This window comes from Noviherbaspirillum album (assembly GCF_035916955.1).
Lineage (GTDB): Bacteria > Pseudomonadota > Gammaproteobacteria > Burkholderiales > Burkholderiaceae_D > Noviherbaspirillum > Noviherbaspirillum album.
In genome coordinates this window covers 1-14,992 of sequence record NZ_JAWIIV010000013.1, presented here as the reverse complement: position 1 = coordinate 14,992, position 14,992 = coordinate 1, and the positions used below count along the sequence as shown (strand labels likewise).

5 protein-coding genes are annotated in these 14,992 nt (G+C 64.8%); all 5 read right to left on the bottom strand.

The features are described 5' to 3' along the window. Positions 1-8: 8 nt before the first annotated feature. A complete protein-coding gene (locus tag RY831_RS16200) occupies positions 9-452 on the bottom strand; it encodes a DUF697 domain-containing protein (protein WP_326507413.1) in 444 nt (147 codons plus the stop codon). Beyond that, on the bottom strand, positions 449-9,955 hold the full coding sequence (locus RY831_RS16195) for a non-ribosomal peptide synthetase (RefSeq protein WP_326507412.1): 9,507 nt from the start codon (positions 9,953-9,955) through the stop codon (positions 449-451). The genes RY831_RS16200 and RY831_RS16195 overlap by 4 nt, the downstream gene beginning before the upstream one ends. Positions 9,956-10,036: 81 nt before the next feature. Continuing rightward, positions 10,037-11,134 (bottom strand): DUF481 domain-containing protein, encoded by a 1,098-nt coding sequence (locus RY831_RS16190; protein ID WP_326507411.1) that lies wholly within the window; start codon positions 11,132-11,134, stop codon positions 10,037-10,039. A 39-nt stretch (positions 11,135-11,173) separates the two neighbouring features. Continuing rightward, positions 11,174-13,045: an asparagine synthase (glutamine-hydrolyzing) gene (gene asnB / locus RY831_RS16185; protein ID WP_326507410.1), complete on the bottom strand. Its 1,872-nt coding sequence runs from the start codon at positions 13,043-13,045 to the stop codon at positions 11,174-11,176. Between the two features lie 37 nt (positions 13,046-13,082). Continuing rightward, a partial coding sequence (locus RY831_RS16180) for a condensation domain-containing protein (protein ID WP_326507409.1) occupies positions 13,083-14,992 on the bottom strand: 1,910 nt, incomplete at its 5' end.

The following is a 14,992-nucleotide window of genomic DNA, read 5'->3' as shown; positions in this document are numbered from 1 at the left end:
AAGTTCTGTCAGGGAGCGGCAGGTGCTGCGGGAAGGTCGCCTACGGCTTCTTCGGGAGGCGCTTCAATGGTGCCGTATCGTTCCAGCCGTTCGATCAGCTGATTTCCGATGGTGTAGGTATAGGCGGCGGTGAGCCCGGCCGACGGCAGGGTGCCGGCAAAGTAGCTGGCAAACGAGACGTAGCGCAGCGCCGCCGTACTCAGGGAGCCGATGGAAAGGCCGCCGACGATGCCCGTGATGACTTTCCGGGCGCTGCCGGCGGTGAATTGGGCGCCGTACAGCTCGCACAGTTTCTTCACCATCCGCACCTGGATGCCGAGCTCGGCGGCGACATCGAAGCCCGGGATGGGAATGGCCATGCTGCCGGCAGCCAGGGTGGTATGGTGCACGATCACGTCGTGGGCGCGAATGCGCCGCAAGCCGGCGCGGGTCAGGGGGGTGGGACCGGTCATGAACCCTCCAGGCTGTCGAGGATGCTGTCGAGATCATCAATGCCGATGCCTTGCAGATCGACGTCGCTCGGGCTGAGCCCTCCGGCGTCGGCGGACAGGCAATGCGCAATCACGTCTTCCAGCGCGCGGGAAAACGCATCCTTGAGTGACCTGAAAAACGCATCCGGGTGGCGCGCCGTGTCCCCCGTCAGGCGGACTTGCAGCACGCCGTCGCGCAATTCGGCGCTGACGTCGAGCCCCTGTTCCAGGCGGATGGCCGGATCGAGTTCGTCACCGGTCGATTCGGCGGCAACCGGCAGCGCCTGCTCCTGGTGATCGAAGCGGCCGAGGTAATTGAAAACGACTTCGGGAGCATGGCCGCCCTTGAGTTCCTGTCCGCCGAGATAGCGCAGCAGCCCGTAGCCGATGCCATTGTCGGGCACGTTGCGCAAGGTTTCCTTGACCTGACGGATATGGCTGGACCAGTCACTGCCCTCCAGCGTGAAGACCAGGGGATAGATCGCAGTGAACCATCCGACCGTGCGTCCGACGTCGATCGAGTCGGCCAATGCTTCGCGGCCGTGGCTTTCCAGGGCGATACGGCAGGCCGGATGACCCTGTACCTGCGTCAGCGCATGTACCCAGGCGGCGAGCAGCAGTTCGTCGGAACGGGTCCGGTAGGCATCGTGGCAAGCGCCGAACAGGGCTTCCGCCTTGTCCCGGGGCAAAGCGAAACTGTATGAAGCCCGCTCCCGCAGCGGTGCGGCGGGCACATCGGCAAGGACGGGCATGCGGCCGGCTTGCGCCAGCGACTGGCGCCGCCAGTAGTCCGCCTGGCCGGCGAAGCGCGGATCCGACGCCGCATCCTTCAGCGCAAGCGCCCAGTCATGGAAACCGAAGCCGGTTTCCGGCAATGCAATCGCGGCATCCGGATCGGCGGCATGCTGATGCGCCGTCGCCAGGTCTTCGAGCAGGATGCGCCATGAGACGCCATCGACCGCCCAATGATGGATGGTCAGGAACAGGCGGTGACCGTCGTTCAGCCTGAACAGCGCGGCGCGCCACAATGGGCCGGTTTCAGGCAAGAGGCTGCGTTGCAGCCTGTTGATTTCCTCCTGCATGCGTTCGACGGCGTCCGTGCCGTCGAACGCATGAACATCAAGTCCGACCGGACCGGCTACCGGCGCAAGTCTCTGCCATGCCTTGCCGTCGGCATCGACGCCAAAGCGCAGGCGCAGGGACTCATGCCGGGCCTCGAGCGCCGAGAGCGCACGCGCCATCCGAGCCGCGTCCCCGTCGGGCAGGCGCAGCAATACCGATTGGTTGAAGTGCTGCGGCGAGGGCAGCTTGCGTTCCAGCATCCAGTGCTGGATGGGCGTCAGGGGAATGTCTTCATTTGCATGCGCGGTCCGCCGTTTGTTTGCCGCCGCCTCGCCCAGCATGGGGGCGAGCTGGGCAATCGTGGGATAGCGCAGCAGATCGGTCACCTTCAGCGCAAACCCGGCGGCGCGCAGTCGCGACACGATCTGTATCGCCTGGATCGAATCGCCGCCGATCGCATAATAATTATCATGAAGGCCGATGGCGTCGCGCCGCAGCACCGAACGCCAGGCGTCGAGGAGGGCGCGTTCCCCGCTGCTCATGCCTTCGCCGGAAAGAGATTCCGCTTCCGCCAGCGACAAGGCGCCGGCTTCGGGCGCCGGCAGCGCCGCACGGTCCACCTTGCCATTGCGATTGAGGGGCATTTCGTCGAGCAGGACGAAATGCGAAGGCAGCATGTATTGCGGCAAGGACTGCGCCAGATGGTCGCGCAGCGACTGCAGGCTTGGCGGTGCCGCTTCGCGCGCGGTCAGATAGGCGACAAGCTCGATGTTGCCGCTGTCGTTCCTGCGCGGCATGACGTGCACTTTTTCCACGCCGGGATGGGCCGCAACGTGATGTTCCACCTCCCCCAGCTCGATGCGGAAGCCGCGCACCTTCACCTGGCCGTCGAGACGGCCCAGGAACTCGATCGTGCCGTCGGCGCGCTGCGTGCACAGGTCGCCGGTGCGATAGAGCCGCTGCTCAGGATCGAAAGGCGAGGCAACGAAGCGGTCGGCGGTCAGTTCAGGCGAACCGAGATAGCCTCCCGCAAGCCCGGCGCCGCCGAGGTAGAGTTCGCCCGGCACGCCAGGCGGCACAGGCATGCGCCGCGTATCGAGCACGACCGCGCTGGTTTGCGCAACAGGCTTGCCGATGGGAAGGCGCACGGCCTGTTCATGCAGATCCTCGGTACGTACCGTATGCCAGGTCGCGAAGGTGGTGCATTCCGTCGGACCGTAGACATGCGCCAGCGCTCCCGGCGACATATGCCGCAAGGCGCGGCCTACGTGCGAAAGGGATGCTTCCTGCCCCCCGAAAAAGAGCCGCCGGAAACCGGCGAGCATTGCCGGCGCTTCGTCGACGATGCGATTGAACAGGGCGGTCGTGATAAAGCTGACGTTGGCGCCATGGCGTTGAACGAAGGCGGCCAGCGCCTGCGGATCGAGCAAGGTTTCCTTGTCCATCAGGCATAGCGGAAGCCCGTTGGCCAAGGCCGCGTAGAAGTCGAAGGTCGCGCCATCGAATGCGTAATTCGACAGTTGCAGGATGCGGTCTCCGGCCTCCGGCTCGTAGTACAGCGAATCGCGCACCAGGCGCATCACGCCGCGGTGCAGGGCAACCACGCCTTTTGGACGCCCGGTCGAACCCGAGGTGTACATGACATAGATCGGATCTTCCGGCAGCAGCGCGGACGGCAGGTTGCCGCTGTCTTCCTCGCCTTCCGGCGGAATGCTTAACGCAACGCGCCGTACGGCATCGTTGTCGCCGTCGAGCAAGCTGCTGCCGGGTTCGAGCAGCAGCAGATCGGCACCGGAGTCCTCGAGCAGCAGGGCGATGCGCTCGGCCGGCGCATCGGGTTCGATCGGGAGATAGGATGCTCCGCATTTCATGACGGCCAGCTGGGCCAGCACCATCAATGGTCCGCGTTCGAGCGCCAGCGCTACCGGCACGCCCGGCTTGCGCAGCATCCGCCCGATGCGGCGCGCCATCCGGTTCGCGGCGCGGTTGAGTTCTCCGTAGGTCCATGCCACGCCGTCGCCCAGCAATGCAGCAGCGTTTTCCCTGCTGGCCGCATGCGCTTCGAAGAGTTCGAGCACCGTGGTTTCGGCATCGCCTGCCGCAGGCTGCGCCAGGCTCTGGCGAAGTGCGGCACGTTCCTGGCCGTACAGCAGATCGAGCTGGTTCAGCGGCTGCTGCGGCTGCCCGATTGCGGCACACAGCAGGTGCTCGAAGCGGCGCGTCCAGTCGATCACGCGTTCCTGATCGAAAAGATCGGTATCGAATTCCACGCGCAAGGCCGCACCGGCGGTGCCGACGCTGAACATCCACGTCATGTCGCATCGCGACCCGCTGCGCGCCAGCGTAAGGGGCTGCGCATCCAGGCCGGGCAGCGCAGGCGATGAAGTCGTTTCATCAAGGCCGATCATCACATCGAACAGCGCGGAGCGCGACGTGTCGCGCGCAATGTTCAATTCGCTCACCAGCCGGTCGAACGGATAATTCTGGTGCGCCAAGGCATGGCGTGTGGTTTCCGCGGCGGCGGCGAGGCGGCTTGCGAAGCCCTGTTCGCCGGCAATCCGTTCGCGCAAAGGCAAGGTGTTGACGAAAAATCCCACCAGTCCCTCGGCGGCGGGATGCTGGCGGCCGGCCACCGGTACTCCAACAATCAGGTCGTCCTGGCCGGACAAGCGGTAAAGCAGGGTTTGCAGGCCGGAGAGGAGCACGGCGAACAGGCTCACGCCATGCGCCTGCGCGCACGCGTGCACGGCAGACACGGTTGCATCGCTCAGAACATGCTCGATGCTGGCGCCCTGGAAGCGCCGCACCGCGGGCCGCGGCCTGTCGGCGGGCAGATCGAGCAGCGGAATCTCGCCGTCGAACTGACGCATCCAGTAGGCGCGGTCTTCGGCATGGGCGTCTTGCCCGAGCTGATTTTCCATCCAGGCCGCAACATCCCGGTATTGGGCCTGCAGCGGCGTCCATTCGAGCGCCTTGCCGCGAACACGGGCCGCATAGGCCTGCGCCAGTTCGGATTCCAGGATGGGCATGGACCAGCCGTCAGCCGCAATATGATGCAGCACGATCAGCAGTTTCCATTGCGACTGGTCTTCTGCCGCGAGCGCGACCCGGATCGGCCACTCCTGGCTGAGCCGGAACGGGCTGTTCGCAATGGATTCCAGTTCCGTCTGCTGGAAGTCGGGGCCGAGATCCAGGGGCAGAACGGTCCAGGGCACGCGGCCGCTGCTGTCGGTCACCTGCACCGGATTGCCGTCGCGTGTCTCGAAGCGGGTGCGCAGCACCGCCTGGCGCGCGGCCACGTCATCGAAAGCCGCACGCAGCGCATCGATGTCGAGCCTGCCGCTCAGCCTGGTCAGGCCGCAGATATGGTAAGCGGCTCCGCTTTCTCCAAGCTGGTCGATCACCCACAAGCGGCGCTGCATCGGCGAGAGCGGCGCCGGCTCGCCGTCGGGCAGGCGCGGTAATGCCGGGTCCGTGTCCGCGCAGCGGCTGCGAAGGTGGAGGGCGAGCTTTGCCGGCGTCGGCGCGGCATAGATGTCGCGGATCTCGACGCGGATGCCGAGCGCCCGCGCGGCGCGCAATGCGAGGCGGTTGGCGGCCAGGCTGCGGCCTCCGCAATCGAAGAAATTATCGTCCCTGCCGACACGCTCGCGTCCCAGCAGCTCCGACCACAGGGCCGCCAGCTGCACTTCGTCAGCGGTACGCGGCGGCTGATAACCGGTTTCCGGGGAATCCGTCGCCGCCGGATCGGGAAGGCGGCTGCGATCCAGCTTGCCGTTCTCATTCAGCGGCAATGCATCAAGGCGCATCAGCAGGCGCGGCACCATGTATTCGGGCAGGCTTTCCGCCAGCAGCCGGCGCAGTCCGGGTTCGGTTTGCGCATCGCCGGTCCAGTAGGCGACAAGCTCCAGGTCCTGTCCGATCCGGCGCGGCAGCACGCGCGCATCGCCGACGCCCGGCAGGCCGCGCAATGCGGACTCGACTTCACCGATCTCGATACGGTGCCCGCGGATCTTGACCTGGCTGTCGTTGCGGCCGACAAACACCAGCGCGCCGTCGGAGTTTCGCCGCACGCGGTCGCCGGTACGATACAAGCGTTGCTCTCCCGCGGCCAGCGTGCCGTTGACGAACGCCTGTTCGGTCATGGAAGGGCGGCGGAAATAGCCGATCGCCAGCCCCGCGCCGGCGATCGCCAGTTCGCCCACCGCGCCGTGCGGCAGCGGCGTCAGGTCGGGTGCGACGACATGCAGGGCGGTATTGGCGGTGGGTCTTCCAAGCGGAAGCTGGCGAGGCAGCGGTCCGGTCGGGTCGAATTCATGAAAGGCGGCACAGACAGCACTTTCGGTCGGGCCATAGGCATTGACGTATCGGATTCCCTGGCCGAGGCGGCGCTGAACATCCGCCGCGATCGGCTCTTCGCCGCCGCTGACGATGATGCGCAGACCCGAAAGGGGCAGATCTCCAATGGAGTTCAGGAATCCCGGCGTCATCGCCGCCACGGTGATGCCGAGCCTGTCGACGGCCTGAGCGAAGCCCTCGGCCGTGCCGCACAGGCGGCGGTCGGCCAGCGCCAGGCGCGCACCCGATAGCAAAGCCAGGAAGATTTCGAACAGGCTGACGTCAAAGGCCGGCGACACGAACTGCATGACGGTGTCGGCGTCATTGATATCCAGGGCCTCGATCTGGTCGCCGATCATGTTGAGGAAGGCGAGGTGGGACACCAGCACACCCTTTGGCGTACCGGTCGAGCCCGAGGTGTAGATCAGGTAAGCGGGCGACTCTGGTGCGAGGACTAGCGCCGGGGGATCTTCGGCGATGCCTTGCAGAGCGGCGAGATCGAGCACGGGAAGCTTGTCGTGCAGCGCGGCGGCCATCGTGTTCCGGCTCACGAGCACGCGGGCACCGGCGTCGTCGCATAACTGCGCATGGCGCGCCGCCGGGTGCCAGCCGTCAAGCGGCAGGTACACCGCACCGGCCTTGAGGATGCCGAGAATCGCGGCCGGCCAGTCCGCTTCCCTGTCGAGCAATACCGCAACGACATCGCCAGGCTGTACGCCGCAGGTGTCGATCAATGCGGCGGCGATGCGGTTGGCGCGCCGGTCCAGCCAGCGGTAGTCGATTTTCCCGTCAAAGCCGACCAGGGCCGCCGCATCCGGCATTGCCTTTGCCTGCGCGGCAAAGCATGCATGGATCGTGGTCTGCGGCATTTGGCGGACCGGGCCCCGTGCATGCTGCAGCAGCGCCGCCATCTGTTGCTCGCTCAGCATGCCGAGGCCGCGGATCGGCAAGGCCGGGGTTTCGCAGCCGCGAGTCAGCAGCCTGCCGAGCTCGTCGAGCAGTCTTGCGGCGGTCGCGGCGCTATACAGCGATTTGCGATATTCAAGAACCAGCGACAGCTTAGCGCCGTCGTCCTGCAGGCGAAGCGACAGATCATTGCGGGCCGGCGCCTCGGGCACCTCGCGTTCGATGACCTGCATATCGCCGAGCGGCATTGCCGCCGGCGCGGGTTCCATCGCCAGCACGACATCGAACAGGGGGTTGCGCGACGCATCGATGGCCGCTTGGCCGGAGCTCAGCCAGGTGGCGAACTGAACGGCATTATCGAATTCGCATTCCGAAAGTTCCTCGACCGACTGCCGCGTGCGGTCGAGAAGCGCGGAGAAACTCATGTCCGGCGTCAGGCGCAGCACCAGCGGCAGCGTATTGACCATGAAGCCGACCACGTCCGCCAATTCGCTGCGGCTGCGGCCGGCCACCGGCGTGCCGATCACTACGGTCTCGCTGCCGCCGTAACGGTACAGCAGGATGGCTAGCGCTGAAGCGACGGCCATGTAAGGCGTGGCGCCTTGCCCTGCCAGGTGGTTGCGCAGGATTCCCGTCTGTTCGCTGGATAGTTCGATCCGCGTGCATCCGGCGGCCAGGGCGCTGCCGGATGCACCGTTGTCGGCGATGGAATCGAAAGCGTCCGGCGGAATCGCGGCCCGCTTGTCCGCATCGGAAAGGCGTGCGCGCCACTGCCCGGCGCGGGATTCCGGCACGGTTTGATCCGCCTGCCAGCATGCGAGATCGCGCATGGCCAGGCCGCGCTCTTTCGCGGCGGGCTCAACCATTGCGCCGGATCGGGCAGCCTGATAGGCATTGGCAAGCTCGCGGACCAGGATACCCATCGACCATCCGTCGCAGGCGATATGGTGCATGTTGATGATCAGGTGGTGCAGTTCGGGAGTCTGCTTCACCACGCTGACATGCAATACCTGGCCGGAGGAAAGGTTGAAGTGCCGATGCCGCTCTATCTCCAGCATCTCGCGAAGCTGCGCCTGGGCATCTTCGGCTGATTCGAGCTCATGCAGATGCATCGAGAAATCCGCGGTGTGGAGGACGCGCTGGCGAGGCACGCCGTCCACGTCGATGTAGGCGGTGCGCAGCGACTCATGCCGTTCGACCAGGGAGTGGAACGCGGACTCCAGCGCGGGGCGGTCCAGCGCGCCATGCAACTCGAGCCATTCGACATTGTTGTACAGGGTACGCGAATGCGAGATGCGGTCGAGCAGCCACAGGCCCGATTGCGCATCGGTCAGCGGGTAATCTTCCCGGTCGGCCGCGAACGGAATGGCTTGCCTTGCCGGCTTGCGATTGGCTGCGACGCGTTCGGCCAGCGCACGCACGGTGCCGCTCTCGAAAAAGTCGCGGATGGTGATATCAACGCCAAAGCGCTGGCCGATACGGCCGATCAGGCCGATGGCGCGCAGCGAGTTGCCGCCGATCTGCAGATAAGGGCTGGTTGCGCCGACGCGCTCCAGGCCGAGCGCTTCGGCCCACATGCGGGAGATTTCCTGCTCCAGTTCGCCTTCCGGCGCGGTATAGGACTGTCCGCTATCGAGCAGCGCTTCAGGGCGGGGCAATGCCTTCCTGTCGATCTTTCCATTGAAGTTGCGCGGGAATTCCGGCAGCTGCAGCAGATAGCCGGGGAGCATGCCCGCAGGCAGCACCGTCTGCATGGCTGCGCGCAAGGCCTGTGCGTCCAGCGCGGCATCGGCCGTGTAATAGCCGACCAGGATATTGTCGCCGTTCGCCACCCGGAAGGTGTGCGCCACTGCTTCGGTCACGCCGGCATGGCAGCGCATGGCCGCCTCGATCTCGGGCAATTCGATGCGCACGCCGTTCACCTTGACCTGGCGATCGGCACGGCCCACGAATTCCACGCTGCGGTCGGCGCGGTAGCGCGCCAGGTCGCCGGTGCGATAGATTCGATCAGCGCTTTCGGGAGCGAGCGGATTGGCAACAAAGGCTTGTGCGGTCAGGTTCGGATCGGCGAAATAGCCATTGCTTGCAAAGGGCGTGCTGATGTGGAGTTCGCCGATCTCGCCGATGTCGCAGAGACGGCCATCCCGCAGAATCAGAAGCGCGGTGTTCCTGATCGGCTGGCCCAGGGGAACGATCGCATTCGGCGCGACATCATCGCCGATGCGGTGAAACGCCTTGGCCAGGCTTGTTTCCGAAGGGCCGTAGAGATTGACCAGCTGCGTCGCCGGTCCCGCGGCGGCACGCCAGGCGCTGATATCCGCGCCATACAGCGGCTCGCCGGCAAGCGCAGCCATGCGAAGCTCCGGCAAACCGCCTTTGGCCATGTCCTCGGCCAATGCTCTCGTGAGCAGGCGGAACAGCGAAGGCACGCAATGCATGAGCGTGACCTTGCAGTCGCGCAGCCAGCCGACCAGCCTGCGCGCGTCGCCGCGCACTTCCGGATCGGGAATCACCAGGATGCCGCCCGCCAGCAGGGGTACGAAGATTTCGCGCAGGCTCACGTCGAAGGTGGGCGGCGCAAAGAAGCTGGCGCGCACCGTCTCGTCTATGCCGAATTCCGATACCTCCCAGTGCACGAAGTGACTGATGCCCTTGTTGCGGCCGGCGATCAGCTTCGGTTCGCCGGTCGAACCCGAAGTGGTGATCAGATAGCCGGTATCGTCTTCACCGGCGACCGGTTGCGGGGGTAGTTGCGGTTGCGCTTGGACCTGGCCGGCCTCCCGCGCAAGATCTTGCAGCAGCAGCGTGGCCGGTGCGCCGGCCAGCGCTGCGATGCGCGCCACCACACCGGCATCGTTGCCGACGATCATGGCGGGATTGGTCTTGCTCAACACGGTGCGCAGGCGCGTCTCGGGAAACGCCGGATCCAGCGGAAGAAAAATGGCGCCGCAGCGAACCGTCGCAATCAGCGCGACCACATAGTCGATCGACGCAGGCATGGGCAGAGCCACCACATCGCCGCGTCCGACGCCGAGCCTTTGCATTGCGATGCAAAGCGCCCCGGAGCGCCGGTCCAGTTCATCATAACGGCAGGAGTGCCCGCCCTGCTCGATGGCGATGCGACCCTGATGCTGGCGCAGCAGATGTTCGACGACTTGATGGAGGTGCTTTTTGTTCAACGGCTGCGTCATTTTTTCGTTTCCACTTCAGATGCTTTCGCCGCGTCGGCTCGGCCAAGCCCGCGGCGGGATGTCTTTTAACTAGTACAAGAGGTTGACCGAGATACGGCGGACCGTATCGCGCGGCCTGACATCAGGCCACGGGTTGCTGTCATAGCGGGACTCGACGCCGAACGACAGGACGCTGCGCGGCGACAATTGGTAATTGAGAGACACGTTCGATACGTTGCGGTAGCGCTTGACGAATTCGGCCGCGGTATAAGGCGTGGGACCGGAGCTCGCCAGGACATAGCGCCCGGATTCGTCGAGATCGCGTATCTGGCGGAAGCCTTGCTGCAGGGTCCAGTTCTGCGAAAGCTGCCAGTCGAAGGTCTGGTAAAAGTAGAGCAGGCCGCTGTCGCGGCTGGAGATGCCGACCAGCGACGGCACCGGCGCGAGATAAGTTTCATCGAGCTTGCCGAGACCAACGAAGGCATTGAGACGCATGGTCGGCGTATCGAACAGATAGTAGCCAAAGCCTGCGAGCACGGTATCGCGCCGGTCGATAAAGTTGACGTCGTCGCGTTCGATGATGAAACCGGCCGAGCCATAGAGATTGCTGGTAATGTCGTAGCGCAGCGATTCCTGCAGCATCTTGTAATCGCGCTGGTTGACCGCGCCGCCGGCTTGCACGATCTTGCGCTTGTCGATGCTGGCGACCAGTTCGTTGGTCCATCGGTTGCTGCGGCTGAAGAGCTTGCCGGTGCCGCGCAGCGCATGCCCAGTGTCGTTGCCGTTCAGGCCGGTGGCGGAGAACTGCAATTCGGCATGATGGCGCCATGCGGGATCGAGCTGCCGGTAGAGCAGGGCACTGTGGTTCCACCAGTCCTTCGGCTCGTTGTTCGCGCCTGGCGCCGGAGCGGCGACGGCAACTGCGGTCGGTGCCACCGCGGCGGCCTGTGCCGACGTGGGAGCGGCCGCCGTTGCCGGCATGGCGGAAGCTTTCAGCGCTTCCATGGCGGCCTTGTATCCGGCGTCGTATCCAGCCTGGTAGTCGGCTGTCGCGCCGGGTACGGGCTTTGCAGCAGGTGCGGCCGTTGCAGCCGGTGCAGCCGGCGGCGTGCCTTGTGCCGAAGCGGTCTGGGTGCAAAGGGCCATCGCCGCGGCCAGGATGGCGGAACTGCCGTTAATCGCTTTCATGTAGAACTCACTCCCTTTTATATTTATCGTGTGATGCGTTCAGATCCGGTCGGGGATGGCAAACTCGTCCAGGAAAACCTGGAAGGACAGCACCACCATCATCAGGTCGACGTCGAATGTCTGATTGATCTTGTACGCGTTGCCTTCATAAATGCTGCGCAGCCGCGCGACCGTCTCCGGGTTCAGATAGCCCTGGCGCCGAATGGTGTCGGACGATAGCATGTCCATCAGCCAATCGCTTTTGCCGCGGAGGATGTCCGGGCTGCCCGGACCGACGAAGGAAAATTTTTCCCGCGCGATGATCTGCGGAGCGACGTAAGGCTGCGCGATGGTGCGGACCGGATACTTTTCGCGTTGGTCCAGCGTGAGCAGGCCGGGCGGCAGCCGGGTGACGAATTCGATGAGGTCGCGGTCGAGGAAGGGATAGCGGCCTTCCACGCTGTGGGCGAAGGTCATCCGGTCACCATGGTCCGACAACAGATGGTCGGCGATGCGAAGCTTGAAATCGAGGTAGGACCGCTTGTGAACCGGGTGGCGTCCCCGCAAGCGCTCGCGGTTCACCAGAGGCTGGGCCAGGCAGTCGTAGCGAGCGGGATCGCGGGCAATGTCCGGCGCGTAGAGCGTGCTGCTCATGTCGCGAAAGGCGCCATACTCGCGTTCGTAGAAGAAATTGCCATCGCCCCACAGCTTTTCCCGCAGTTGGGATTCACGCCAGCTGTCCTCGTCGAGCAGGTCGGCGCCGTCGTCCTGGCCGGCCCGCATCATGTCGAAGCGGTAACCCACGTAGCCGGCAAAGAGTTCATCGGCGCCTTCTCCGGAAAGCACCACCTTGCAACCGCTCTCGCGCACCGCTTCCGACAGCGCATGCGAGCAGGTGTTGTAACTCTCCTTCAACGGCGATTCCGCATGCCTGATGACCGATCGCAGCCGGCTTTCCACTTGCGACGCGTCGAAGGCCACCTCATGATGGCGGGCGCCGATCCGTTCGGCCATCAGGCGCTGATATTTGCGTTCGTCGAGATCGGTATTGTCGAACACCACCGAAAATGCATGCCAGTTGCTGCCGGGGCGCAGTTTGTGCATCACGCCCGCCACGAGCGAGGAATCAAGCCCGCCGCTCAGGTAGCAGGCCACCGGCACATCGGCCTGCAAGCGGCGGTTGACGGCTTGCTGCAGCAAATGGTCCAGCTGTTCCTGCCAGTCGGAGGGCGCGGCGCGCTGGCTGTCGGCCGGGTAATCGAGATCCCAGTACGCGCCGGTGCGTATCCTGCCTTCCTCCATCAACAGAAAATGGCCGGCGGGTAGCGACGAGATATCCTGGAACATCGTGGTCGGGCTGGCGATGCCGGGGAAGGCCATGATTTGATCCAGGCCCCGCAAGTCGAGCTGCCGGCTCACCGCAGGATGGGCAAGCAGTCCCTTGATCTCCGATGCGAACAGCAACTGGCCGTCGACCACGGTATAGAACAGCGGGCAGACGCCGACCGGGTCGCGGGCCAGCAGCAGGCGGTGACGCTTGCTGTCGTAGGCGGCAAACGCGTACTGGCCGTTCAGCTTGTCCATCAGTTCGATGCCGTACTCTTCATATAGATGCGGCACCACCTCCACGTCGCAGCGCGACCGCAGGACATGTCCCTTCTTCGCCAGTTCTTCACGCAGTTCGTGATGGTTATAGATCTCGCCGTTGACGACCGAGAACACGCTGCGGTCTTCGTTGAAATGCGGCTGGTTTCCCTCCGGCCTCAGGTCGACAATGGACAGGCGGCGGAATCCGAACGCAGCCGGTCCGCTGGCATGCAGGCCTTCGTCGTCCGGGCCGCGATGGACGATGGCGCGCGTCATGCGAACCACCTCCTCGCCGCTGGCTGGACGCCTTGGATCGATGTTGACTATTCCGGCAATGCCGCACATGAAGACTTTCCTTGATAAAAATGGTGGATCCGGTCGCTCAGAAATCGTCGTCCAGGGCGAGGCTTCTGGCGAGGAAGTCGGAGGTGTCGTCGCTTTGCGGCAGCAGCCGGGCGCGCATGTCCTTCAGGCTGGTCGCCGCGTTCCTGCCGGTTTCCAGCAACAGCGCCTGCCAGCGCTGCATGATCTGGCCAGCCCGCTCTTCGCCGAAGAGTCCGGCATCGTATTCGATGAAACCGTGTATTCCGTCGTCGTCCGTCCAGATTTCGAAGTCGAGATCGAAGCGGCTTGTATAGGAACGCATTGCGTGCGCCTTCACCTCGATACCGGCCAGCGCCGGCGTCGGGATCGCATGCTGGTGGTAGATCAGCATCGCGTCGAATAGCGGATGGCGTCCCGGCAGGGCGCTCACGCCAAGCTGTTCGATCAGGCGGGCAAACGGGTAGTCGGCATGGGCCATCGCCTCGACGATGGCATCGGAACAGCCGCTGCGCAGCATGTCGAGCGGCGCATCGGGTTCCACGCGCAGGCGCAAGGGCAGCATGTTCAAGTGCAGGCCTACCTGCTCCTGCAACTCCGGACGCTCCCGGTTGGCAACCGGCAGGCCGAGAAGCAAGTCGGTTTGGCCGCTCTCGACGTGCAGCAGTGCAAGCGTGGCAGCGGTGATTGCCGCATAACGGCGTGAAGCCGGCACCGCCTGCAGCCAGGCAGCGGCATCCTCGGCATCGAACCGCATGGCGATGCGCGCACCGGGGCGGAGCAGGCTGCCCGAGCGCGGACGGTCGGCGGGCACTTGCAGCAGCGGTGCATTCGCCAGGCGGCCGGTCCAGTAATCCAGGTGGGCTTGCGCCAGCGGTGAAGCCAGATAGCGTCGCTGCCAGGCGGCGAAATCGCGATAGCGGATCTCCGGCGCTGCTGCCAGGGATGCGGGCCTGCGCGCCAATGTGTCCTTGTAGGCCGCAGCGAGGTCGCTCACCATGACGGCATCGGACCAGCCGTCGCTGATGATGTGATGGGTTACCAGCAATAGCACATGCCTGCCGGGTTCCAGCGATACGACGGCGATTCGGAACAGCGGTCCGTTCGCCAGGTCGAAGGGCTGGCAGGTCAGCTCGGCAATGATGGATTCGACTTGCGGGGGAAGGGCGGCATGCGCGCAATCCGCTGGAACCGGGGAATCCACGGAGCCGCGATGCTGTGTCTGCGGATCGGCACAGGCAATCTTCGCCACGGAGAATGCCATGTGATCGAGAATGACCTGGCGCGGCTCGCCATTGATCTGCCGGAATACCGTGCGCAGCGATTCATGGCGTTTCACGAGCGCCGCCCATGCCATCTGCAGCGCGTCGATATCAAGGCTTCCCTGGAGGATGTAGCTGCCCGGCACGTTATAGCCGGCATACCCGGGCTGCATCTGCTGCAATACCCACAATGCCTGCTGCGCATAGGTGAGCGGATAGTCGGGCGCCTCTGGCGCTCGTACCACCGGCATCGCCCGTCCGACCGCGATACCGGACAATGCCGCAGCGCTCGGAGCCCTGTAAAGATCGTGCAATTTGTAGGCCGCGCCGAGCTCCCGGTTCAGCCGGCCCATGGCCTGGATTGCCTGCAGGCTGTGGCCGCCTGAAAGGAAGAAATCCTCGTTCGGACCAATCGCATGGCCAAGCACGTCCGAAAAGATGCGTGCGATTTCAAGTTCGAGGCGGCCCGCCGGCTCGCGCGGCAGCGTGCGGCTTTCCTGGGACGGCTCGGGCAGCGGCTCGGGCAGGGCACGGCGATCGGTCTTGCCGTTGGGCGTTTGCGGCAATGCCGGCAGCGACATGAAACGCGATGGAATCATCGGCGCCGGCAGGCAGGCCGCAAGCTGCGCACGCAGCTGCGCCGGGTCGGCGCAATCCTGCCCGACCAGATAGGCAACGATCTCCTCCTCGCCCAGCGCATTCCTGCGGA